A 23,945-nucleotide genomic window follows, 5' to 3' on the forward strand; every position below is an offset into this window, starting at 1 on the left:
CCGATCGGCTTGCGGCGGCCTGGCCCTGATCATGGGGCTAGAGGACAAAGTGATTCTGCGGATATCCGTCTGTGGATATCCGGATGACGGTATTTGCCCGGCTCGCATAAGCCGGATTTCGTCGAAGTTCGGACCTGGCAATCAACTCGCCCGCGCCATCATGGGGATCGACGGGATTCCTTCTCCGGCAACGGCTGCGAGGGCCTTTGTGTCGGTGCGGCCCGTTCGCGTGGTCTCGGGTCGCTGCCGGGCCGGATTCGGGCCGGGCCGGGAACCGGCCTTGTTTCGTTGCCGGCCGTTGATCCATTGCTGGCCATGGATTGGGAGGAAATCCCCTGGGCTTGGCAAGGACGAAGGACTTCTCCTGGGCGCAGCAAGAGACCGAAGGTCACGTGCGAACGGTATCGTCGTGCGTCACGCCAGGAATCGCGTATCAGTCCACCGTCGTGTCATCTTTCCCGTTGGATCGAAACGCAGGAGACAGGAAACGCAGGAGACAGGAAACGCAGGAGACAGGAAACGCAGGAGACAGGAGAAGAGAAGCCGGATCCACGGGGCCGGGTTCGAGCCAAGCGGACGGCAGGGCAGGCAATAGCGCCGTGTCGTGTCTGTTGGGGAAGTGGGGGGATGGTCAGTGCAGGCGCGACGGCAGATTGCCCGGTCCACTTCGGGTCGGGCCGACCTTGCGAGGTGCAGATGACCCAATCAGGGGCGGCCTTGCGGGAAGGCCGCAGGCCACTGACATGTCCGTGGCCTGGATCGCGAAATCGTGGCCACCCGGGCCAATGGCTGGCCGGATGGCCGGGCGATCAGTCGATCGGCGCGCCGTAGCGCTCGATCGAATCGATCATGACCTGCTTGGCCTCGGCGGCATTGCCCCAGCCGTCGAGCTTGACCCACTTGCCCTTCTCCAGGTCCTTGTAGTGCTCGAAGAAGTGGCCGATGCGGGCCAGCCAGTGCGGATCGACCTGGTCGATATCGGCGATCTGCGCGTAGTCCGGGTAGACCTTGGCCAGCGGGACCACGATCAGCTTCTCGTCGCTGCCCTTCTCGTCGCTCATGCGCAGCACGCCGACCGGGCGGCACTTGATCACCGAACCGGTGACCAGCGGCAGCGGCAGCAGCACCAGCGCATCGACCGGGTCGCCGTCGCCGCACAGGGTGTGCGGGATGTAGCCGTAGTTGGCCGGGTAGCGCATCGGGGTGGCCAGCACGCGATCGACGAAGATCGCGCTGCTGTCCTTGTCCACCTCGTACTTGACCGGGTCGGAATCCTTCGGGATCTCGATGATGACGTTGACTTCGTCCGGCGGATTCTTGCCGGCGCTGACCAGCTCCAGTCCCATGGGTGGGCTCCGATGCGTGAGGGTGGAAAGGACGGGCATTTTACCCGCAGGGCCCGGGCCGGCGCACCGCCGGCGGGGTTTGGCGCGGTGTTCAGGCGCCCGGTGCCAGCCTTGCCGCCAGATTCGGACAGGAGATCGCGCATGTGGGGCAAATCGCTTGCAATGGCCGTCATGGCCCAGGCCGTGGTCGCCGCCGCCGTGGCGGCCGAGCCGGCACCCGAAATCCAGCGCCCGGTCGGGGCGGCGCAGGCGGTGGGCGCGGTGCACACCCTGCGCCAGATCCCCGAGGCCTGCGTGCGCCTGGAGGGTGTGTTCACCGGCGATGCGGCCGATCCGTACCGCTTCAATGCCGTACGGACCTCACCCACCTGCCAGCCGCGCGCCCGCTTCGTCGATGCCGCGCAGGCGCAGCCTTCGGTGGCGGCCGGCTGGAAGCTCAACGACCTGGTGCGCGTACCGGATGCCGCCTGTCCGGCGCGCATGGCGGTGGTGAAGGTGTGGCGCCGGCCGAAGGACAACCAGCAGGCGCCGGACGGCCAGGGCCAGACCCGGGTCTACCTGGAGCAGGCACGGCAGGCCGCCGCGGCCGGCAAGCTCGGCGAGGTGCCGCTCTATACCGCGCAGCTGGAGCTGCAGGGGCGCTGCGGCGGCTGATCCGGCGGATGCGGTAAGCTGGACGGCAGCACGGCGGATGTGGACCGGTCGGTCCGGCGGTCCGCCGGATCGTTCACCCAGCACCATTTAAGGAGTCACGTCGATGCGTTTGGTTCTGTTGGGGCCGCCCGGTTCGGGCAAGGGCACCCAGGCGGCACGCCTCAAGGAAAAACTGCAGGTTCCGCACATCTCCACCGGCGACCTGCTGCGCGCCGAAGTGGCCGCCGGCACCGCCCTGGGCCAGCAGGCCAAGGAAGTGATGGCGCGCGGGGACCTGGTGTCCGACGACATCCTGCTGGGCATGCTGGAGTCGCGCCTGGGGCGGGCGGACTGCGCCAACGGCTTCATCCTCGACGGCTACCCGCGCAACGTGGCCCAGGCCCATGCGCTGGACGGCCTGCTGGCCCGGCTGGGCCAGCCGCTGGACGCGGTGGTCCAGCTGGACGTGCCGACCGAGTTGCTGGTCGAGCGCATCGCCGGCCGTGCCAAGGCCGAGGGCCGTGCCGACGACAATCCGGAATCGGTGCGCAAGCGCCTGCAGGTCTACCATGACGCCACCGAGCCGGTCAGCGGGTTCTATGCCGGGCGCGGCATCCTCACCCGCGTCGATGGCGTGGGCGAGCTGGACGAGGTGACCACCCGCATCCTGGCGGCGCTCAAGCACTGAAGGCGGCGTGCCGGCGCTGCCGGCCGCGCAAACACGAAGCCCCCGCCACTGGCGGGGGCTTCGTGCCTCTCGGGGAGAAGAGACGCCAGCCGGAGGGCTTGCTCAGGGCCCCGCAGCGTGAGCTGTCTGTGATTGGGGATGGGCCTCTTGGGGAGTAGGACCGGATCAGACGGCTGCGGCTGGCGGGGTCCATTCTCCGGGCAACGGGCCGATGGCCCTATCGGAGGTTCCCCCGCGTCGGGTAGGGGCGGGCCCTACACGACGGAAGCGTCGCCGGCGGCCGGATCGGCGACAATCGGCGCATGAGCAAGATCCACATCCTCGGAATCGCCGGCACCTTCATGGGCGGCGTGGCGGCGCTGGCGCGCGAACTCGGCTGCGAGGTCGAAGGCAGCGACCAGGCGATCTACCCGCCGATGTCCACCCAGCTGGAAACCCTGGGCATCGCGCTGAAGCAGGGCTACCTGCCCGGCAATATCTCGGCCGACTGCGACGACGTCCTCGTCGGCAATGCGCTCTCGCGCGGCAACCCGGCGGTGGAGGCGGTGCTCGACGACGGCCGCCGCTACACCTCCGGCGCGCAGTGGCTGGCCGAGCGCGTGCTGCCCGGGCGCACCACCCTGGCGGTGGCCGGCACCCACGGCAAGACCACCACCACCACGCTGCTGACCTTCCTGCTGGAGACGGCCGGGCGCGCGCCGGGCTTCCTCGTCGGCGGCGTGCCGGAGGACTTCGGTGTGTCGGCGCGGCTCGGCGACGGCGCCGAGTTCGTGGTCGAGGCCGACGAGTACGACACCGCGTTCTTCGACAAGCGCAGCAAGTTCGTCCACTACCGGCCGAGGATCGCCATCCTCAACAACCTCGAATACGACCATGCCGACATCTTCCCGGACGTGGCCGCGATCCAGCGCCAGTTCCACCACCTGGTGCGTACGGTGCCGGGCAATGGCCGGCTGATCGTCAACGGCGAGGACGCGCGCCTGGCCGAGGTGCTGGCGATGGGCTGCTGGACCCCGGTGGAGACCTTCGGCCTGGACGATGCCTCGGTGGCCCTCGCCCGCGCCGATGGCGGCGCCGGCTTCGACTGGAGCGCGCGCCTGCTGGACGCCGATGGCAGCGCGTTCGTCGTGCTGCATCGGGGCGTGGAACTCGGCACCGTGCGCTGGCCGCTGCTCGGCCGCCACAGCGTGATGAACGGGCTGGCGGCGCTGGCCGCCGCGCACGCGGTGGGCGTGGAGCCGGCCGAGGTGATCACGGCGCTGGCGCGCTTCCACAGCGTCAAGCGGCGGCTGGAACTGGTTGGCCACCACGCCGGCATCGACGTGTACGACGACTTCGCCCATCACCCGACCGCGATCGCCACCACGCTGGCCGGCCTGCGCGCCAGGGTCGGTCCGGGGCGGCGCATCGTCGTGGCGATGGAGCCGCGCAGCAATTCCATGCGCCTGGGCGCGCACGCCGCCGCGCTGGCGCCGTCGCTGGACCTGGCCGACGTGGTGGTGTTCCTGCATCGCCCCGAATTGGCCTGGGATGCCGACAAGGTGGTGGACGCGCTGCGCGGCGACGGTCATTCGGTGCCGAGCGTGGACGCGCTGCTGGCCGATCTGGGCCGCATCGTGATGCCCGGCGACGCGGTGGTGTTCATGTCCAACGGTGGCTTCGAGGGTGCGCCGCGGCGCTTCGTCGCGGCCTTGGCCTCGGCGTGAGGCCGTCAGTCGCGGCCTTGCCGCTCGTCGGGCGCTACCGCGCGGATGGCGGCCTCGGCCAGGTCCTGGTAGAGGTGAACGCCGAACAGACGCGCCACGGAGGCGGCGATCAGGCTGGCGCCGAGGATGGAGATGACCATCGCATGGCCATCGGTCATCTCGATCATGATCACGGCGGAAGTCAGCGGGGCCCGGGTCACCGCCGCCAGCATCGCCGCCATGCCGATGGCCATCAGCTTGATCGCCAGTCCCGGCGCGAAAAGCGGAACGAACCAGCTGCCGAGGCCCGCACCCATGGAAAGTGAGGGCGCGAAGATGCCGCCGGGCAGCCCGGTGGCGAAGGTGGCCAGCAGGCCCAACCACTTCATCGGCAGGTAGTACCAGGGCAGGGCGCGACCGGAATCGATCGCCGCGCTGGTGATCTCGGCACCGGATCCGTGGATCGGCGCCACCAGTCCGGCCAGGGCGATCACCAGGCCACAGGCGCCCACGAACAGGTAGGGATGACGGTGACGCCAGGCCGCGACCGGCGCGGGCATCCATCGGCCGATGTGGACGCACGCCCAGGCGAAGGCCCCCCCCACCAGGCCGGCGCTGATGCCGATCAACAGCATCGGTGCCACGACGGAGCCGCTGAAGCCCGAGACCCTGATCCGGCCGAAATACAGGTAATCGCCCTGAAGCGCCAGCGCCACCACGCCGGCGAGGATGACCGCGCCGATCACCTTGCCGGAGGTGTGTTCCTCCACCGAGCGCGCCATTTCCTCGAAGGCGAACACGATTCCGCCCAGCGGGGTGTTGAAGGCAGCAGCAATGCCGGCCGCGCCACCGGCGAGGATCAACTGGCGGCGCAGCGCGGCCGAGTCGTCCCGTACGAAACGGCGCATGCCATACATGATGCTGGCGCCGATCTGCACGGTGGGGCCTTCGCGGCCAAGCACGAAGCCGCTGGCCAGTCCTCCGACGATACCGATGAACTTGGCCATCGCGATGCGCGCCGACAGCAATCGACCTACCGATGTCGGCCTGTCGGCCAGCATCAGTCCCGCCTTGGCCTGGGGAATGCCGCTGCCTTCCGCGCCGCGCCCAAGCCGGCGCATCATCCACAATACGGCCATGCCTCCCAGCGGCACCAGCAGCAGCGGGCTCCATCGGTAGCGGGCCTGCAGCGACAGGAAGCCCGCCGACGCCCAGCTAGAGGCCTGCGCCAGCAGGACCGCCACCAGCCCCACCGCGGCCGCGCCGCTCCATAGCACAAGGGTCACGCGAGTGCGGCCGGCGAACGCGCGCGGCAGGGCGGACAACCGGTGTCGGAGCATGGCGGGGTCGTGGCGGAGTCGGGTCGTTCAGTGTAGCGCCTGGCCCGGAATCGACCCTGCCGGCCGCGTTGTGCGAGCATGACGCGATGCACATGGCTGATCCGCTCGATGTCACGCTGCCGATCTTCCCGCTCCATCACGTACTGCTGCCGGGCGCTCGGCTGTCGTTGCGCGTGTTCGAGCGGCGCTACCTGGACATGGTGCGCGAGTGCGGGCGCGGCGGACACGGCTTCGGTGTCTGCCTGATCCTGCAGGGGGGCGAGACCGGATCGCCGGCGCTGCCCGCGGCCTGGGGCACGGAGGCGCGGATCGAGGATTTCGATACCGGCGGCGACGGCGTGCTGGTGCTGCATCTGCGCGGGCACCGGCGTTTCCGCGTGCGCCGCACGCGGGTGCGCGACAACGGCCTGGTGATGGCCGAAGTGGCCTGGTGCGTACCGGATGCGGACGACGAGTTGCGGCCGGAACACGGCCTGCTGGCCACCGTGCTCGACCGCATCCGCGAGCAGGCCGGCGGCGAGTTCGCCGCGGCATCGCCGGTGCTGCTGGACCGGGCCGCCTGGGTCGGCTGGCGCCTGGCCGAGCTGCTGCCGCTGGAAGAACCGCAACGGTTGAGCCTGCTGCAGGAGCACGATCCGCACCGGCGCCTGGACTTGCTGCTGGGCTGGCTCGGCTGAAGCGAAGGCCCAACCAGGGCGGTCAGGGAAGCGGCGCGGCCTCGTCCGCGCCGGGGGCGTCGGTGCGCAGGCGCAGCACGCCGATGCCGCCGACCGGGTTGAATTCGCGCCGTTGCGGCAGGCCGGCCAGCGCCGCCTGCACCGCGTCCAGCGCCGGATCGGCCTCGCGCATCGGCAGCCACAGGCCGAGCAGGTGCAGGTGGCGGTCGTAGCGCAGCGTCTGTGCCGTGCCCAGCCAGAGCGGCTGGGCACCCGGCTGCAACTGCACCGGCGCGGGCCACAGGCGCAGCGCGTACTGCTCGCCGTGGTGTGCGCCGGGGCGCAGCATCAGCAGCGACTCGACCTGGGTGTCCAGGGTCGCCGGCAGCACCGGGCTGGTGGCGGGCGTGGCGTGGCTGTCGAGCAGGCCCAGCGCCTGTTCCCAGCCGGCCTGCGGCTGCACCCGCCAGCCCCGGGCCTGCAGGCGCGCGCGCAGCGGTGCCAGCGGCCCGGCGACCTGCACGTCCAGCGGCCAGCGCTGGTCGTCGTCGAACTCGTTGCGGCGCGAGGGCAGGGTGCGCCAGTCGGCCTGCCACCAGCGCGCCATCTCCATCGCCACCGGCGGCGGCGCCGGCGGTTCGAACTTGGCCAGCTTGCGCGGCAGGTCGCGCGGGGCCAGCAGCATCGCCGCCAGCACGAAGGTGCCGTAGAACAGCCACGACACCGGCTTGACCCAGAACGAGCGGTGGAAGCGGCGCCGGTAGGCGATGCCCAGCAGCAGCAGCCAGAAGATGCCGAACAGCATGCCGCCGATCACGTCGCTGAGCCAGTGCGCGCCCAGGTAGAGGCGGGCGAAGCCGATCAGCGTGGCCACCAGGCCGGCCACCAGGTACGGCCAGACCCGGTTGCGGCCGGGCAGCTCGCGCGCCACCAGCACGGCGAAGAAGCCGAAGGTGATGGTGGCCATGGTGACCGCCACCGACGGGAAGCCGAAGCCGCTGCTGGCCGCCGGCGGGCGGACCACGTGCACGCCGAGGCTGAGCAGCTTGGTCAGCGCAAGGCCGAAGCCCAGGGCCGCCAGCCAGTGCAGCACCGCGTTCCAGCGCCGCCGCCAGAGCAGGTAGCCCATGGCCGCGGCGATCGCCGGCAGCAGGATCTGCCAGTCGCCCAGCGAGGCCAGCGCGGCCATCGGGTAGTCGGCCAGCGGGTTGCGCAGGCCGAGCATGGCCTGGTGCACGGCCAGGTCCAGCGCCAGCGGTTCGCCCTTGGCGAGCACGACCATCAGCAGCGCGAACCAGCCCCAGCCCAGCACCAGCAGCATCAGCGCCAGGGTGGCCAGCGGCACCGCCTCGCGCCGGCGCGGGTCGAACAGCGCGGCGGTATAGCGTCCCAGCACCGGGTGCCGTCCCGACCAGGCCAGGATCCGCGCCAGCAGGGCATCCAGGTGGATGGCCGACCAACGGTACGCGTACAGCACGATCGCCCAGGCCAGGCCCAGCAGCACGCCGAGCAGGCCCAGCACCAGGAACAGGCGTCCGGCCACCGCCGCCACCGCGTCGTAGGCCTTGCCCAGCACCCAGCCGGGCAGTAGGAAGAGCAGTGCCCACGACAGGCAGGCCAGGCCGCTGGCGACCACGTAGCGCCGCCACGGCATCTTCGCCATGCCGGCGATGGCCGGGACGAACGGGCGCACCGCGCCGACGTAGCGGGCGATCAGGATGCTCTTGAAGGCGTTGCGCCGGAACAGCACCTCGCCGCGGCCGAGCAACTGTGGGTAGCGTGCGAACGGCCAGATTCCGCGCAGCCGGTCGCCCCAGCGCAGGCCGACCCAGTAGCTCAGCCCGTCGCCGGCGAAGGCGCCGAGCGCGGCGGCGGCGACGGCATAGGGTCCGGAGATCTCGCCCAGCCCGATCAGCACGCCCACCGCGAACAGCAGCGGCAGCGCCGGCACCAGCGCGCCGAGCAGGATGACCGCATCGCTGAAGGCGATGGCGAAGATGACCACGCCCGCCAGCACGGGATGGCGGGAGATCCAGTCCAGCGTGGCGGTGATCCAGGCAGCGTCCATCGGCCGATTTTACAGGCCGGTCCCGCGCGGCGACCTGAGCGGAGCGTTCAGCCGGCCACCCCGAGCAGGGCCGGCAGCTGGCGCATGTCGTGGAACAGGTGCCGGACGCCGGCCTCGCGCAGCTGCCGCGCCGAATCGTGGCCGGGGCCGCCGGGGCAGTAGCCGAACACCGTGGCGCCGGCGGTCAGGCCGGCGGTCGCGCCGGTGCGGGTGTCCTCGACCACCGCGCAGTCGGCGGCGGCCACGCCCAGCGCGGCCGCGGCGGCGAGGTAGACGTCCGGCGCCGGCTTGCCGCGGGGCATCTCGGTGCCGCTGAGCAGGCGCCCGCCCTCGAACCAGCGTGCCAGCCCGGCCGTGCCCAGCATCACGTCGAGCTTGCCGCGGTCCGAGCCGGAGGCGCAGGCGATGCGCCCGCCATAGGCGCGGTACAGCACCGGCAGCACCTCGGCGATGCCGTCGATCGGGCGCACGCGCGCGGCCAGGGCGGCGTCGCGGCGGGCGCGGAAGGCGGCCTGCAGCCGGGGGAAGGGCACGCCGGTATGGCGCTCGATGTCGGCCGCGTCGTCGCTGAGCTGGCGGCCGAGGAAGCGCGCCGTGCATTCGGCCTGGCTCATCTCCCAGCCATGTTCGGCGAACACGTCGCGCATCACGCCCAGGGTGATCGGCTCGGAATCCACCAGCACGCCGTCGCAATCGAACAGGACGGCGGCGAAGGGCAGGGCCGGCATCGGCGCGGCAGCGGGGGCGACGGGAGTCATCCACACAGGATAATCCACCGGCGCATGCGCGCTCCTTACAATGGGCCATGCACCCGGATCGCCCTGCCTGCCGAGAGCCGCTGAAGTCGGACAGCTTCGGCCGCATCCTGCACCTGGAGGAGGACGGCCGCGGTTTCATCCGCCGCGAGCTGGGCGCCGCGCCGTGGTGGGCGCGGCCGCTGGCGCGCTGGCTGGCCGCGCGCGAGGCGCGGGCGCTGCGCGGGCTGGACGGGATCCCGTCCACGCCGCGGCTGCTGCGCTGGGATGGCCGCTGCCTGGACCGCACCTACCTGGACGGGGCGGCGATGTACCAGCGGCCGCCGCACGGCGACGCGGCCTATTTCCGTGCGGCCCGGCACCTGCTCGGCCAGCTGCACCGGCGCGGCATCGCCCACAACGACCTGGCCAAGGAGGCCAACTGGCTGGTCCTGGCCGATGGCGCGCCGGGCCTGATCGACTTCCAGCTGGCGGTGCGCGGCAACCCGCGCTCGCCGTGGCTGCGCCTGCTCGCGCGCGAGGACCTGCGCCACCTGCTCAAGCACAAGCGCACCTACTGCCCGCAGCGGCTCACACCGGTGGAACGGCGCGTGCTGCAGCGCCCGTCGTGGGTGCGCGCGCTGTGGTTCGCCACCGGCAAGCCGGTCTACCGCTTCGTGACCCGGCGCGTGCTGCACTGGCGGGACAACGAGGGCCGCGGCCCTCGGCCCTGACCCGTACCGGAGGAGGAGAGGACATGACGACGCTGGCCGGCAAGACCCTGTTCATCACCGGCGCCTCGCGCGGCATCGGCCTGGCCATCGCCGTGCGTGCCGCGCGCGACGGCGCCAACGTGGCCATCGCCGCCAAGTCGTCGGTGCCGAACCCGAGGCTGCCCGGCACCATCCACAGCGCCGCCGCGGCGGTCGAACAGGCCGGCGGCAGCGCCCTGGCGCTCAGGTGCGACATCCGCGAGGAGACGCAGGTGCAGGCGGCCGTGGCCGCCACCGTCGATGCCTTCGGCGGCATCGATATCCTGGTCAACAACGCCAGCGCGATCTGGCTGCGCGGCACGCTGGACACGCCGATGAAGCGCTTCGACCTGATGCAGCAGGTCAACGCGCGCGGCACCTTCCTGTGCGCGCAGGCCTGCCTGCCCCACCTGCTGCAGGCGCCGGATCCGCACATCCTCACCCTGGCGCCGCCGCCCTCGCTGGAGCCGAAGTGGTGGGGGCCGCATACCGCCTACACCCTGGCCAAGACGGGCATGAGCTTGGTCACCCTCGGCCTGGCGGCCGAGTTCGGCCCGCAGGGCGTGGCGGTCAACGCCCTGTGGCCGTGCACCCTGATCGCCACCGACGCGATGAACATGATCCCGGGCGTATCCGCCGCCAACGGCCGCCGCCCGGACATCGTCGCCGACGCCGCCCACGCAGTGCTGACCCGGCCGGCCGCCGGTTTCCACGGCCACTTCCTGATCGACGACGAGGTGCTGGCGCAGGCCGGCGTCACCGACCTGTCCGGCTACGCAGTGGATCCGTCCACGCCGCTGCTGCCGGACCTGTTCCTCGATTGAGTCCGGCCGCGGTCACGCCTGGCCGGGCGTGCCTCGACTCGCCTTGCATGGCTGCCCCCTTCCGGCGTGCCTGCGCTGGCGTGGCGGCGGCCGTGGCGTGAGCGCGGTCAGTGAGGGAGGACTGGGGACGGGCCGGGGCTTGGACGACAGCCGGGCAGGAGGCCGGCCGCCGTCGCGCTCCCGTGGCCGGCCCGGCCGCTGCCATGGCGGTGGCTCCGGCATCGGCCGATAATGTGCGTCGCCGGCAGGTGCCGGTGTCGAGCCCGAGATGTCCCGCCCCATGAACGCCCCCACGCCGTCCACCGGCGCCGCCGATGCCCTGGTCGCCACCGGCCAGCAGTACTACCTGCCCGTCTACCACCCGCGCGAGATGATCCTCGAGCGAGGCCTGGGTTCGCGCGTGTGGGACAGCACCGGCCGCGAGTACGTGGACTTCGCCGCGGGTATCGCCGTGTGCGGGCTGGGCCACTGCCATCCGGCGCTGGTCGCGGCGCTGACCGAGCAGGCCGGCAAGCTCTGGCACACCAGCAACGTGTTTTACAGCGAGCCGCCGATCCGCCTGGCCGAGGAACTGGTGGAGGCCTCGCGCTTCGCCCGCCGCGTGTTCCTGTGCAATTCCGGCACCGAGGCCAACGAGGCGGCGATCAAGCTGGTGCGCAAGTGGGCCAGCGCGCAGGGCCGTGCGCCGGAAAAGCGCGTGATCGTCACCTTCAGGGGCAGCTTCCACGGCCGCACCGCCGCGGCGTTGAGCGCCACCGCCCAGCCCAAGTACCAGGCCGGCTACGAGCCGATGCCCGGTGGCTTCCGCTACGTGGACTACAACGATGCCGCGGCGCTGGAGCAGGCGATGGCCGGCGGCGACGTGGCTGCGGTGATGCTCGAGCCGGTGCAGGGCGAGGGCGGGGTGGTGCCGGCCGCGCCGGGCTTCCTCCAGCAGGTGCGCGCGCTGTGCGACCGCTTCGATGCGCTGCTGGTGCTCGACGAGATCCAGTGCGGCATGGGCCGCACCGGCACCCTGTTCGCCTTCTGGCAGGACGAGGTGGTGCCGGACATCGTCACCCTGGCCAAGGCGCTGGGCGGCGGCTTCCCGATCGGGGCGATGCTGGCCGGGCCGAAGGTGTCCGAAGTGATGCAGTACGGCGCCCACGGCACGACCTTCGGCGGCAATCCGCTGGCGGCGGCGGTGGCACGCACGGTACTGCGCCTGCTGCAGGCGCCCGGGCTGGAGGACAACGTGACGTGCCAGTCGCAGGCCCTGCGCGAGGGGCTGGAGACCATCGGCGCCCGCACCGGCGTGTTCTCCCAGGTGCGCGGGCGCGGGCTGATGCTGGGCGCGGTGCTGTCCTCGGCGCACGCCGGCAAGGCTGGCGCCATCCTCGACATCGCCGCCGCGCAGGGCCTGCTGCTCCTGCAGGCCGGCCCGGACGTGCTGCGCTTCGTGCCGGCACTGAACATCGGCGATGCGGACGTGGCCGAAGGCCTGCAGCGGCTGTCCCGTTCGGTCGACGCCTACCTGGCCGGCTGAGGCCGGGCACCGGCGGCGCATGCACCTGACGCGGCCCGGGATCTCCCGGGCCGCGTCGTTTGGCGTGCGCGCTCACAGCACCCGGTAGCGCCGCAGCAGCCGGCCCAGCGCGCGCGCATCGCGCACGCTGTCGGCGTGCAGGCCGGCCTGACGGGCGCCGCGGACGTTGGCGAACACATCGTCGACGAACAGGGTCCGGTGCGGGGCCGCGCCCAGCCGGCGCAGCGCCTCCAGGTAGGCACGCGGATCGGGCTTGCGCAGGCCCAGCGCGCCGCTGCACAGCACCCGTTCCTCCATTCCCGGCAGCGCCGGGGCCAGCAGTTCGCCTGCCAGCGGGGCCAGCAACGGGCCATTGTTGGTCAGCACCGCCACCTGGCGGCCGGTGGCGGCCACCCGCGCGGCCAGCGCCAGCGCGGCGGGATCGGTGGCCGTGGCCTCGCGCCGGGCCGCCAGCCACAGCGCCGCATCGAGGGGAGCGTGCCCGAGCCGCGTGCCGAGCTCGGCCAGGTAGTCCGCGGTGGCCACCTGCCCGGCGTCGTAGCGGTCCTCCAGGCCCGAATCGAACAGGGCCCGGCACACCGCCGCCGGCTCGCGCTCCAGTGCCGCGGCCAGCCGGGCCACCCGCCGGCCGCGCTCGTAGCGCGCCAGCACGCCGTCGAAATCGAACAGCACCAGGGCGATGTGCGGGATCGGAGGGATGGCGTCGCTCCGCGGGGACGGGCGGGAACACGTTAACACCCGACCTACCCGTCCCGGGGGGACCTACCCGCCCGGCCGCGCCGGGGGCGCCTAACGGATGGTTAACGTAATTCCCCGGGAACGTCCGGCCCCGGCCGGAGGACAGCGCTCCATCTCTCGCGGTTCCTCACCACCTTCGACAAAGGGAACACCATGCAAAAGCGCATCGACATCAGGCAGGGTCGTCTGGCAAGTTCGTTGGCCATCGCATTGCGGGGAATGACATCGCTGCCGGCGGCATCGCTGGCGATCCTGGTGGGCGGTGCCGGCCTCGGCGGGCAGGCACTGGCGCAAAGCGCCTCCAGCGACGACACGGCCAAGACCCTGGATACCGTGTCGGTGATCTCCACCGGCACGCGACGGGCCAACATGGCGGTGACCGACAGCCCGGCACCCATCCAGCTGATCAGCGCCGAGAAGCTGAGCCAGTCCTCGGCGACGGACCTGATGAACGCCCTGGCCACCCAGGCGCCCTCGTTCAACGCCAACCAGACCGGCGGCGACATGGCCAGCCAGACCCTGACCGCGTCGCTGCGCAACCTGTCGCCCAACCACACCCTGATCCTGGTCAACGGCAAGCGCCGCCACGTCACCTCCAACGCCAACGTCAGCAACGGCGCGCAGACCACCGACCTGTCGTTCATCCCCGAAGGGGCGATCGACCACATCGAGGTGCTGACCGACGGCGCCGCGGCGCTGTACGGCTCCGACGCGATCGCCGGCGTGGTCAACATCATCCTCAAGAAGGACTACAAGGGGGGCGAGGTCGAGGCCAGCTATTCCGGCTACAAGGACGGTGGCGGCCGCGACCCGCAGTTCAGCGGCAACTTCGGCTTCGGCAACGAGAAGGGCTACTTCAACGTCAGCGCCGAGGTGGAGAACCGGCAGACGGTCTATCGCCTTTCGCCTACCAGCTACGCCAACTGCCTGGCCGATGTCGCTGCCTGCGAGGCCTACGCCAACGCGCACGGCCGCAGCGCGCTGCTGGGCTACATCGCCAACGACCAGGGCGCCACCCTCAACGGCCGCTTCCCCAACCTGAACGCGTGGAACAACCCGCCGATCGTGAAGCGCAAGATCGGCATGTTCAACGCCGGCTACTACTTCGACAACGGCGTGGAGTTCTACGCCTTCGGCAGCTACGGCAAGAAGAGCGCCGAGTCGCAGGAGAACTACCGTCGCCCATCGCAGGACGGCGGCTATACCGACCCGTCGACCGGCGCGGTCACCCACATGTACCCGTATGGCTTCAACCCCACGGAGGCCTCGGAGGAGGAGGACTTCGACCTCACCGCCGGCTTCAAGGGCGAGTTCGGCGACGGCTGGATGTGGGATGCCTCCACCGAATACGGCCGCAACAAGATGGACGTGTACACGCGGCACTCGATGAACTTCAGCCTGTGGAACGACTACGGCACCTCGCCGGTGGACTTCTACGACGGCGCGTTCACCGCCAGCCAGTGGGACACCAACTTCAGCGTGACCAAGAACTTCGACGTGGGCCTGTCCTCGCCGCTGACCTTCAACGCCGGCGCGGAATACCGCCGCGACACCTACGGCATCTCCGCCGGCGACCCGACCTCGTACTACGGCGCCGGCGCCTCGTCCTTCCCCGGCTACAGCCCCTCGGTCGCCAACGACTATTCGCGCCACAGCTACGCCGTGTTCGCCGACGTGGTGCTCAACCCGACCGAGCACTGGCTGGTCGACGGCGCGGTGCGCTACGAGGACTACAGCGATTTCGGCAGCAAGACCATCGGCAAGTTGACCACCCGCTTCGACTTCACCGACGCCTTCGCCATCCGGGCCACGGCCAGCACCGGCTTCCGCGCCCCGACCATGGGCGAGAACTACTACTCGGCCATCCAGGTGTCCCCGACCGGTGCCAACGCCACGCTCGCGGCGGCCACCGTCGGCAGCGGCCTGAAGCCGGAGACCAGCACCAACTTCTCGCTGGGCTTCGTGTTCAACCCGATCAAGAACCTGAGCGCGACCCTGGACGCGTACCAGATCAGGATCAAGGACCGCACCTACATGGGGTCCTTCGCGTATTCCACCGCGCAGAGCGCCAACACCGTGACCGGGCGCACCACCGGTTCGTGGAACGAGCTGCTGCCCGATCCGGCCGACACCGACGGCGACGGCATCCCCGACGCCACCTACAACCAGATCCTGGGCGAGGCGCTGGTGGCCGGCGGCTTCATCTCGCAGTGGGACAACCCGACCGCGGCGGGCGGCACCATCGACCAGACCGCGCGCGCCAACATCGACCTGAGCTTCTTCAGCAACGTGCTGGACACCAAGACCACCGGCATCGACCTGGTGACCAACTACCTCACCGAGTTCGACTGGGGCACGATCGACTGGAACCTGGCGGCCAACTACAGCAAGACCGAAGTCACCCGTGCCGGCCGTGCGCCGGGCTTCGAGAGCATTCCGCTGTTCACCGACCTCAACATCTACGACATCGAGCACAACTATCCGAAGTACCGCCTCAACCTGGGCGCGACCATCAACGTCGGCAAGTTCGCCATCACCGTGGCCGAGCAGGTCTACGGCAAGCAGGACCTGACCGGCTACCAGGGCACGCTGGCCGCCGAATACCTGGCCGCCGGGCTGACCCCGCCGGTGAAGACGATCGGCGGCACCGAGTACGTGAAGGAGGAGATCGGCGTGATGGCGCTGACCAACCTCGACATCGCGTTCAAGCCGACCGAGATGGTCACGGTCAGCATCGGCGCCGACAACATCTTCAACAAGTACCCGGACAAGATCCCTGCCAGCGTCTGGAACTACGACGTGGCCAACTACCAGAATGCCAACAGCGCCTACCTGTCCGGCAGCCCGGTCGGCTACTTCGGCGCGCACTGGTACGCCAAGGTCCGGGTCCGCTGGTAATGGCCTGACCGGCGGCGATCGACGACGGGCCCTCGACGACGGCCGAGGCCCGTCCGAAGCGAGGCCGGTACAAGGGGCCGGCCTGCGAACCTGGTTGGCGGCGTTCGCTGGAAAGGGGGAGGGCGAGTGGGGCGTAGGACGGCGTCGCCTCCTACGTGCGCCAGGGGCGCCCGGCGTATGTTCCTGTCCCCGCCTTCCGGCCGATCTCACTGGCGGGCGATGACGCCGGCTTGACCAGGCTGCCGGCGGCTTCCCCGGGCGCGGCTTCCCGTAGTCGGGCCAGAGCAGTCCACTGTCATATCAAAGTCCTGTTGTCCTGTGGCCGGCGCGCGGATGTGCCGCCGGCCGGCGGATGCGCTCTCTGTCCGCTTTCTTCCGCCTGGCCGGGGACGGCCGGGCGGTCTTTTTTTTGCCGCCACGGGTGGGTCCGCCGAACCGCCTACCCGTGCGGCGGCGACCTACCCGTCACGCCGGTCCGGGGTGAACCGGCAGGCGCTAATGTCGCCTGCGGATCGGCGGATCGCGCATCGGCCGACGGTTGTCCGCGAGGAGTGTTATGCAAGCCAGAAACAGTGGGACGATGACCCGCCGCCAGCTGCTGACCCGCATCGGGCTGGCCGCCGGGGGCGCGATGATGTACCAGGCGATGAGCAGCCTGGGCATGGCCGCCGAGTCCAGCTACACCGGGCCGGTCCGGCTGGAGGGGGATCCGAAGGGCGCCACCGTGCTCATCCTCGGCGCCGGCCTGGCCGGCATGGCCTCGGCCTACGAGCTGCGCAAGGCCGGCTACAAGGTGAAGGTGCTGGAGTTCAACCGCCGTCCCGGCGGCCGCAACTGGAGCATCCACGGCGGGGACACCTACACCGAGCTGGGCGGCTACACCCAGCATTGCCAGTTCGACAAGGACCTGTACATCAATCCGGGCCCGTGGCGCATCCCCCACCACCATCGGGGCGTGCTGGCCTACTGCCGCGAATTCGGCGTGCCGCTGGAATCGTTCGTGCAGGTCAACTACAACGCGCTGCTGCACAGCACGAAGGCCTTCGGCGGCAAGCCGCAGCGTTTCCGCGACATCGATGCCGACTACAAGGGCCACGTCGCCGAGCTGCTGGCCAAGTGCACCCAGCAGCATGCCCTGGACCAGGCGGTCGGCAAGGAGGACCAGGAGATCCTGCTCGAATCGCTGCGCAGCTGGGGTGCGCTGGACCGCAACTTCGGCTACGTGAAGGGCGAGGCCAGCAGTACCCGCCGCGGGTTCGCCAAGTACCCGGGCGGCGGCCTGTCGGGCAAGCCGGAGTTCTCCGAGCCGCTGGGCCTGGCGGAGGTGCTGCAGTCGCGCCTGTGGGGCTCGCTGGCGGCCGGCAACAACTACGAGATGCAGACCACCATGTTCCAGCCGGTGGGCGGCATGGACCAGATCGGCAAGGCCTTCGGCCGGCAGCTGGAAGGGGCGATCGAATACGGCGCCAAGGTCACCCGCATCGACCAGGACGGCCGCGGCGTCAGCGTGGTCTATGAGCAGGACGGCAGCGAGCACGTGGCCAAGGCCGACTGGTGCATCTGCACGATCCCGCTGTCGGTGCTCAGCCGCATCCCGGTGCAGGTCAGCGATCCCATGGTCGAGGCCATCGGCAAGCTGCCGTATGCCGCCTCGGTGAAGTTCGGCCTGCAGTTCAAGCGCCGCTTCTGGGAGGAGGACGAAGCCATCTACGGCGGCATCAGCTACACCGACCTGCCGATCACCCAGATCAGCTACCCCAGCACCGGCTACCACAGCTCGGGCAAGGGCGTGCTGCTGGGCGGCTATGTCTGGGGCCTGGGCGCCTACCAGTTCACCTCGATGACGCCGGAGGAGCGCGTGCGCAAGGCGGTCGAATACGGCAGCCAGCTGCACCCGCAATATCCCGCCGAGTTCGACAATGGCGTCTCGGTGGCCTGGCACCGGGTGCCGTTCACCCATGGCTGCTTCGGCCAGTGGACCGAGAAGCTGCGCGAGCAGTACTACGGCACGCTGTGCCAGATCGACGGCCGCATCGCCCTGGCCGGCGAGCACATCTCCTACATCCCGGCCTGGCAGGAGGGCGCCATCCTCTCGGCGCACGACGTGATCCGTCGTCTCCATCGCAAGGTCCTGGCCGGAGGTCGCGCATGAACGTCCGTTCCCGTCTGCGTGCCGCCCTGGTCGGCGCGACCCTGGCCGCCGTGGCGGTGCTGGTGGCGCCGCCGATGCTGGTCGGGGCCCATGCCCAGACTTCCGACGCCACCCCGCTGTTCCCGCCGACCGTGTTCTCGCAGGTGCATGGCGACGTGGTGTACGCCAGCATCTGCCAGGGCTGCCACATGCCCGCGGGGCAGGGGGCCGTCGGCGCCGGCGAATATCCCGCCCTGGCCGACAACCCCAAGCTCGGCGCCGGCCCGTACGTGGCGATGATGGTGCTCGACGGCCATGGCGCCATGCCCGGCTTCGCCGATATGCTCAACGACCAGCAGGTGGCCGAGGTGGTGAACTACGTGCGTACCCATTTCGGCAACGCCTATCCCGACCGCATCGGCGAGGCCGACGTCAAGGCGCTGCGCCACTGATGGCTTCCAATGTCCCTCGATTCCTGGAGAACGACGCGATGATTCCTTCCTCCCTCGTGCGGGGCGCGCTGCTGGCCGCCATCCTGCTGCCCGGCCTGGCCTGCGCGGCCGACGTGGTCCGCCACGGCGTTCCCGGCAGCGACTTCCCCATCGCCACGGCGGTGGAGGTGCCGGCCGGCAAGACCACGATCTACCTCAGCGGCAAGGTGCCGGGCGTGGCCAACCCGGAGGCGCCCAAGGGCTCGCTGGAGGCCTACGGCGATACCAAGACCCAGACCATCAGCGTGCTCACCCAGATCCAGAAGCAGCTCGAGTCGCTGGGCCTGGGCATGAAGGACGTGGTCAAGATGCAGGCCTTCCTCGTGGGCGGGCCGGAGACCGAAGGCAAGATGGATTTCGCCGGCTTCATGGAGGGCTACACCCAGTTCTTCGGCAAGGCGGCCAACCAGCCCAACCTGCCGGCGCGCTCGGCCTTCCAGATCGCCGCGCTGGGCAACCCGGCCTTCCGCGTGGAGATCGAGGTGGTCGCCGTGCGTCCGTGATCGTGGCGCGGACGGCGGATCCGGCCGGTTCCCGGCCTCGCGCCGCTATCGGAAAACGCCGTCCTGGTGCATCTTGGCCGCTGCCGGGAATGCGCTGAATCCGCCTCCTGTCCTTTCTTCCCTACGTTCTGGAGCGTGTCGTCGTGAAGCTGTCTTCTGTCCTGCTGGTTCTGTGTTTCCTGCTGTTCGCGCCCGCCGCCTGGGCCAAGACCTGTGCGGTAACCATCGACGGCAACGACCAGATGAAATTCGACAAGTCCGAGATCAAGGTCGCCGGCGACTGCACCGAGGTCAGCCTGACCCTCAAGCATTCCGGCAAGATGGCGGCCAACGTGATGGGCCACAACTGGGTGCTGACCAAGACCGCCGACTACCAGGCCGTGTCCTCCGCCGGCATGCGCGCCAGCCTGGCCGACAGCTACCTGCCCAAGGCCGATGCGCGGGTAATCGCCCATACCAAGGTGATCGGCGGCGGCGAGTCCACCACCGTCAAGTTCTCCACCGCCAAGCTGGCCAAGGGCGGCGACTACACGTTCTTCTGCTCCTTCCCCGGCCATGCGGCGATGATGCACGGCAAGTTCGTCTTCGGCTGAGCCGGGCGAGCGCGTCACCGGGGCCCCGCCGGCGCGTCGGCGGGGCCTCGTCGTTTCCGGGCGTCGTTCAGGGCCGGACCAGGCCCTGGCGCGCCGCCGCGGCCAGCGCCGCCTCGCGGCTGTCCGCCTCGAGCTTGCGGTAGATGTTCTTCAGGTGGAACTTGACGGTGTTCTCCGACAGGCCCAGCCGGCGTGCGATCTGCTTGTTGGCGCAGCCGCGCGCCAGTTCCACCAGGACCTCCATCTCGCGCGTGCTGAACAGTTCGCTGGCGGCCGCCTCGTCGTCCTGCAGCCGGTCGAGCAGGGCCTGCACGGTATAGGCACGGGTGGTGCCTGCGCCGATCTCCGGGTCGTTCTGGCGCGCCACGCGCAACATCGCCTTGGCCGGCAGGCCCAGTTCGGCGACCGCGTGCCAGCCCAGGGTCGTGGCGATCTGGTCCAGCACCTGGCGCAGCGGCGCCATCGAGGTGTCGGCCTCGCCGCGCTGCTGCAGCACCAGGGCCAGCCGCGCCCGGGCACGTACCAGGTGGTGGCGGTCATCGCGTGCCAGCGCCTGCTGCTCGATCGCGTACAGCAGCTGCAGGGCCTGCTGGCTGCGGCCGGCGCGGGCATGCCAGTCGGCCAGGGCGAACCCCAGGGCCGCGGCCGTGCGCCAGCCATGGGCATGGTCCAGGGCGTATTGCCAGGCCTCCTCGCCGCCGCAGCGGGCCACCAGCGTATCCACGGCCGGGTGCTCGGGCAGTTCCAGGGCGACATGGACGCGCCAGGCACCGGCCAGGTCGGCCAGGCGGGTGAGGTGGCGGCGATGGGCGAAGGCGTCCACCTCGTCGAGCAGCGCCAGGGCGGTGCGTCCGCTGCGGTCGCGCTGCCGGGCCAGGGCCAGGGCGGTCTCGTAGCCGGCCACGAAGACGTCCAGCCAGCCGTCGTGGCGCTGCAGGAACGCGAGCGCGGGCTCGAGCAGGTCGGCGGCCTCGTCGTAGCGCCCGCGCTCGCACTGCAGGCGGGCCAGCAGGCAGCGGCCGCAGGCGGCCAGCACCGCGCCCGCGCCCTGGCGGTGGTCGGCCACGGCCAGGGCCTGGCGGTAGAGGGTCTCGGCATGGTCCAGCTCGCCGCGGTAGAAGCAGGCCTGGCCCAGCTGGGTCAGTGCCCAGCCCACGCCGATCGCGTTGCCGGCCTGCTGCATCCAGGCCTGGCCGTGCCCGGCCAGCTCCGTGGCCTGGGCGAACTGGCCGCGTCCCAGCGCGCTGGAGGCGGCGATGCACAGCAGCGTGCCGCGGCCGATGGCATCGCCGGCGTCCAGGGCTTCGGCCTGGGCCACGACCTGGCTCGTGCCGTGCGGCTTGGCGCAGATCTCGTCGAGCAGGTCGCGCAGCAACGCGGCGACGATGGTGTAGTCGCGCTCGCAGGCGGCGCGCTCGTTCGCATCGAAATGGCGGAAGCGCTCCAGCAGGGTGCGGGCGGGCGCGAACTCGCCCAGCTTCATGTGCAGATAGGCCTGGGTGAGGTTGAGCACCGGGGTGTCGCGCACCGCGGCCGGCGGGAAATGGCGCATGAGCCCGCGCACCTGCGAGGGCACGTGGTCCAGCAGCAGCTGCCAGCCACCGGCGCGCGCGACGATGTCCGCGGCCAGCGCGATGTCGCCGGCCAGGCAGGCGTGGCGGACCGCCTCGCCGACGTCGCCGTGCACGTCCAGCCAGTGGGCGGCACGCCGGTGCAGCTGCGGGATGATCGCCGGCTCCTTGTGCTCCAGGCGCTGCTGCAGGTACTCGGCGAACAGCGGGTGGTAGCGGAACCACTCGTGCTCGCCATCGAGCGGGATCAGCAGGCCCATGAAATGCCCGAGGCGGGTCATCAGCTCGCCGCTGTCGCCGCGTCCGCGCATGGCATTGGCCAGCGCGGTATCGAAGCGCGCGAGCAGGCAGGTGTGGAGCAGGAAGCGGCGCAGTTCCTGGTCCAGGCCGTCGACGACCTGTTCGGTCAGGTAGGCGGCGATGCCGGCCGAACGTCCGGAGAACCGCGCGATCTCGTCCTGGCGGCGATCGTCGTCGGCGGCCCACAGCGAAGCCAGGTGCAGTGCCACCGCCCAGCCCTCGGTGCGCTGGCGCACCTGGCGCACGACCTCGGGGGAGGTGCGCGGCCCCAGCAACTGGCCCGCTTCGGCCTCGTCCATGGCCAGGTCGGCGGGCCCGAGCCGCAGCAGGTTGCCATGCACCGACAGCCGTGCCAGCGGCAGGGCCGGCGCGCGCCGGGTGGCCAGCAGCAGGTGCAGGTGGTTGCCGGCATGGACGATCAGGCGGCTGAGCAGCTCGTCGGTGGCCGGGCACTGGGCACGGTCGTAGTCGTCGAGTACCAGGGCGATGCGCCGGCCCGCGCCGCGCATGGCGTTGATCAGGGTGCCGGCCAGTTCGGCCGCGCCGATGTCGGCGGCCGGGCGCAGCAGCGCGAGCAGGGCCGGGGTGGGCTCCAGGCCGGCGCTGACCAGGCCGGCGGTCAGGTAGGCGGCGAGCGTGGCCGGCTCGGCATCGTCCTCGTCCAGCGACAGCCACACGGTCAGCAGGTCCTCGCGCTGGCGCAGCCGTGCGAACCATTGCGCCAGGGTGGTGGTCTTGCCGTAGCCGGGAGGCGCCAGCAGCAGGGTCAGCGGCAGGGCCAGGCCTTCGTCCAGGCGACCGAGCAGGGTCGTGCGCGACACCGCGGTGATCCGCTGCGGCGGCGGGTCGAGCTTGGTCGCCAGCAGCCAGTCGACGGCAAGCGGTGTCGCCGCCAGGGCGGTGCGGGGGGAAAGCAGGGCAACGTTCTTGAACATGGGGGCTGTCACGATCAAGGTTGCGGCCCGGCATGACGCTGCCAGGACGAAAACGGCTTCCAGGTCCCCCCTGCCGCGGCAGGTCCGGAACCTGTGTGACCAGGGTCCCCACCCTCGCCCATCCCTGGACGCTTGTTGTAAACCTATGACAAGTGCCGCCCCGTGTAAAGACGCCGTTAAGCTTCGTTGGCCGCCCGGGTCTCCGTTCCGTGACCGCCCATCACCTGGAATGCCTCGCGCGCGGCCGCCAGTGTCGTCTCGATGACCGCGTCGTCGTGCGCGCTGGACACGAACCCGGCCTCGTAGGCCGACGGGGCGAAGAACACGCCGCGCTCGAGCATGGCGTTGAAGAAGCGCGCGAAGGCGGCGGTGTCGCAGGCGGTGGCCTGGGCATAGGTCTCCACCTTGGCGGTGGTGAAGAACAGGCCGAACATGCCGCCGACCTGGTTGGTGCTGAAGGGCACGCCGGCGGCGCGGGCGGCATCCTCCAGCCCCTGGCACAGCGCGGCGGCGGTGGCCGCCAGGCGCTCGTGGAAGCCCGGCGCCTGCACCAGTTCGAGCATCGCCAGGCCGGCGGCCATGGCCACCGGATTGCCGCTGAGCGTGCCGGCCTGGTAGATCGGCCCGGCCGGGGCGATCTGCTCCATCAGCGCGCGGCGGCCGCCGTAGGCACCGACGGGCATGCCGCCGCCGATCACCTTGCCGAAGGTGGTCAGATCCGGGGTGATGCCGTAGTAGGCCTGGGCTCCGCCCAGGGCGACACGGAAGCCGGTCATCACCTCGTCCAGCACCAGCAGCGCGCCGTGGCGCGTGCACAACGCGCGCAGGTGCTGCAGGAAGCCCGGGCGCGGCGGGATGCAATTGGCGTTGCCGACCACCGGTTCGACGATCACGCAGGCGATCCTGTCGCCGATCTGCTCGAACAGCGCGGAGGCGGCCTCGGCATCGTTGTAGGGCAGGGTGGCGGTCAGCTCGCTCAGCCCGGCGGGCACGCCCGGCGAGGTCGGCGTGCCGAAGGTCAGCATGCCGCTGCCGGCCTTGACCAGGAACGAGTCGCCGTGGCCGTGGTAGCAGCCCTCGAACTTGACGATGCACGGCCGGCCGGTGGCGCCGCGCGCCAGGCGGATGGCCGACATCGTCGCCTCGGTGCCGGAATTGACCATGCGCACCATCTCGCACGACGGCACCAGGCGGGTGATGGTCTCGGCCATGGTCACCTCGGCCGGGCATGGGGCGCCATAGGACAGGCCGTCGCGCACCGCCTTCTCCACCGCCTCGCGCACCGCCGGGTGGTTGTGCCCGGCGATCATCGGCCCCCACGAACCGACGTAGTCGATGTAGCGGTTGCCGTCCACGTCGAACAGGTACGGGCCGTCGGCCCGGGCCACGAAGAACGGTTCGCCGCCGACCGAGCCGAATGCACGCACCGGCGAGTTGACCCCGCCGGGCAGCAGCGCGCGGGCGCGGGCGAACAGGGCGTGGGAGCGGGTGTGGTTCATCGGGGAATCCCTTGTGGATGGCAGGCGAGGGCCGC

The 23,945-nt window shown here is 70.8% G+C and carries 19 protein-coding genes; 12 read left to right on the plus strand and 7 right to left on the minus strand.

Annotated elements, in window-relative coordinates:
• Positions 1-809: 809 nt before the first annotated feature.
• Complete coding sequence (gene ppa, locus BN3794_RS04695) at positions 810-1,346, minus strand: inorganic diphosphatase (RefSeq protein ID WP_066094079.1); 537 nt, start codon at positions 1,344-1,346, stop codon at positions 810-812.
• A gap of 162 nt (positions 1,347-1,508) precedes the next feature.
• Here ppa and BN3794_RS04700 point away from each other — a divergent pair, with 162 nt between their 5' ends.
• The 3 genes from BN3794_RS04700 to mpl all read left to right on the plus strand — a co-directional run bounded on the left by BN3794_RS04700 (position 1,509) and on the right by mpl (position 4,373).
• Positions 1,509-2,000, plus strand: coding sequence for a hypothetical protein (locus BN3794_RS04700; protein ID WP_236493214.1), 492 nt, complete (start codon positions 1,509-1,511; stop codon positions 1,998-2,000).
• Positions 2,001-2,103: 103 nt separating this feature from the next.
• The gene (locus BN3794_RS04705; RefSeq protein WP_066094084.1) at positions 2,104-2,667 is read left to right on the plus strand and encodes an adenylate kinase; all 564 of its coding nucleotides are present in this window, start codon (positions 2,104-2,106) and stop codon (positions 2,665-2,667) included.
• A gap of 302 nt (positions 2,668-2,969) precedes the next feature.
• Complete coding sequence (gene mpl, locus BN3794_RS04710; protein WP_066094088.1) at positions 2,970-4,373, plus strand: UDP-N-acetylmuramate:L-alanyl-gamma-D-glutamyl-meso-diaminopimelate ligase; 1,404 nt, start codon at positions 2,970-2,972, stop codon at positions 4,371-4,373.
• Positions 4,374-4,378: 5 nt separating this feature from the next.
• Here the strand turns inward: mpl and BN3794_RS04715 are convergent, their stop codons facing one another.
• Positions 4,379-5,677, minus strand: a complete 1,299-nt coding sequence (locus BN3794_RS04715) for a chloride channel protein (RefSeq protein WP_066094090.1) — start codon at positions 5,675-5,677, stop codon at positions 4,379-4,381.
• A gap of 107 nt (positions 5,678-5,784) precedes the next feature.
• Between BN3794_RS04715 and BN3794_RS04720 the strand changes: the two genes are divergently transcribed.
• The gene (locus BN3794_RS04720; protein WP_078059694.1) at positions 5,785-6,369 is read left to right on the plus strand and encodes an LON peptidase substrate-binding domain-containing protein; all 585 of its coding nucleotides are present in this window, start codon (positions 5,785-5,787) and stop codon (positions 6,367-6,369) included.
• A gap of 22 nt (positions 6,370-6,391) precedes the next feature.
• Here BN3794_RS04720 and BN3794_RS04725 read toward each other — a convergent pair whose 3' ends face one another.
• Positions 6,392-8,416, minus strand: a complete 2,025-nt coding sequence (locus BN3794_RS04725) for a bifunctional DedA family/phosphatase PAP2 family protein (protein ID WP_066094096.1) — start codon at positions 8,414-8,416, stop codon at positions 6,392-6,394.
• A gap of 47 nt (positions 8,417-8,463) precedes the next feature.
• Positions 8,464-9,174, minus strand: a complete 711-nt coding sequence (locus tag BN3794_RS04730; protein ID WP_236493186.1) for an HAD family hydrolase — start codon at positions 9,172-9,174, stop codon at positions 8,464-8,466.
• Between the two features lie 47 nt (positions 9,175-9,221).
• Between BN3794_RS04730 and BN3794_RS04735 the strand changes: the two genes are divergently transcribed.
• The 3 genes from BN3794_RS04735 to BN3794_RS04745 all read left to right on the plus strand — a co-directional run bounded on the left by BN3794_RS04735 (position 9,222) and on the right by BN3794_RS04745 (position 12,251).
• Entirely contained in the window at positions 9,222-9,884 is a 663-nt protein-coding gene (locus BN3794_RS04735; RefSeq protein WP_066094101.1) for a protein kinase family protein, read from the plus strand.
• A 23-nt stretch (positions 9,885-9,907) separates the two neighbouring features.
• A complete protein-coding gene (locus BN3794_RS04740) occupies positions 9,908-10,726 on the plus strand; it encodes an SDR family oxidoreductase (RefSeq protein WP_066094103.1) in 819 nt (272 codons plus the stop codon).
• Between the two features lie 280 nt (positions 10,727-11,006).
• Positions 11,007-12,251 carry an acetylornithine transaminase gene (locus BN3794_RS04745; RefSeq protein WP_066094106.1) on the plus strand — a complete coding sequence of 415 codons (1,245 nt, stop codon included), beginning with the start codon at positions 11,007-11,009 and terminating at the stop codon, positions 12,249-12,251.
• Positions 12,252-12,323: 72 nt separating this feature from the next.
• Here BN3794_RS04745 and BN3794_RS04750 read toward each other — a convergent pair whose 3' ends face one another.
• Entirely contained in the window at positions 12,324-12,950 is a 627-nt protein-coding gene (locus BN3794_RS04750; protein ID WP_066097004.1) for an HAD family hydrolase, read from the minus strand.
• Between the two features lie 258 nt (positions 12,951-13,208).
• Here BN3794_RS04750 and BN3794_RS04755 point away from each other — a divergent pair, with 258 nt between their 5' ends.
• The 5 genes from BN3794_RS04755 (at position 13,209) to azu (ending at position 19,605) form a co-directional block, all read left to right on the plus strand.
• The gene (locus BN3794_RS04755) at positions 13,209-15,887 is read left to right on the plus strand and encodes a TonB-dependent receptor plug domain-containing protein (RefSeq protein WP_066094110.1); all 2,679 of its coding nucleotides are present in this window, start codon (positions 13,209-13,211) and stop codon (positions 15,885-15,887) included.
• 580 nt (positions 15,888-16,467) lie between these two features.
• Complete coding sequence (locus BN3794_RS04760; RefSeq protein WP_147675655.1) at positions 16,468-18,039, plus strand: flavin monoamine oxidase family protein; 1,572 nt, start codon at positions 16,468-16,470, stop codon at positions 18,037-18,039.
• Positions 18,036-18,470: a c-type cytochrome gene (locus BN3794_RS04765; protein WP_066094117.1), complete on the plus strand. Its 435-nt coding sequence runs from the start codon at positions 18,036-18,038 to the stop codon at positions 18,468-18,470. Before BN3794_RS04760 ends, BN3794_RS04765 begins: the two co-directional genes overlap by 4 nt.
• A 38-nt stretch (positions 18,471-18,508) precedes the next feature.
• Complete coding sequence (locus BN3794_RS04770; protein ID WP_066094120.1) at positions 18,509-19,012, plus strand: RidA family protein; 504 nt, start codon at positions 18,509-18,511, stop codon at positions 19,010-19,012.
• A 143-nt stretch (positions 19,013-19,155) separates the two neighbouring features.
• Entirely contained in the window at positions 19,156-19,605 is a 450-nt protein-coding gene (gene azu, locus BN3794_RS04775; RefSeq protein WP_066094123.1) for an azurin, read from the plus strand.
• 67 nt (positions 19,606-19,672) lie between these two features.
• Here the strand turns inward: azu and BN3794_RS04780 are convergent, their stop codons facing one another.
• Together BN3794_RS04780 and hemL are read right to left on the minus strand one after the other, a co-directional pair.
• Positions 19,673-22,411, minus strand: a complete 2,739-nt coding sequence (locus BN3794_RS04780; RefSeq protein ID WP_066094126.1) for a winged helix-turn-helix domain-containing protein — start codon at positions 22,409-22,411, stop codon at positions 19,673-19,675.
• A 176-nt stretch (positions 22,412-22,587) separates the two neighbouring features.
• Positions 22,588-23,910 carry a glutamate-1-semialdehyde 2,1-aminomutase gene (gene hemL / locus BN3794_RS04785; RefSeq protein ID WP_066094129.1) on the minus strand — a complete coding sequence of 441 codons (1,323 nt, stop codon included), beginning with the start codon at positions 23,908-23,910 and terminating at the stop codon, positions 22,588-22,590.
• Between the last annotated feature and the right edge of the window lie 35 nt (positions 23,911-23,945).

It is taken from the genome of Xanthomonas massiliensis, assembly GCF_900018785.1.
Taxonomy (GTDB): domain Bacteria; phylum Pseudomonadota; class Gammaproteobacteria; order Xanthomonadales; family Xanthomonadaceae; genus Xanthomonas_B; species Xanthomonas_B massiliensis.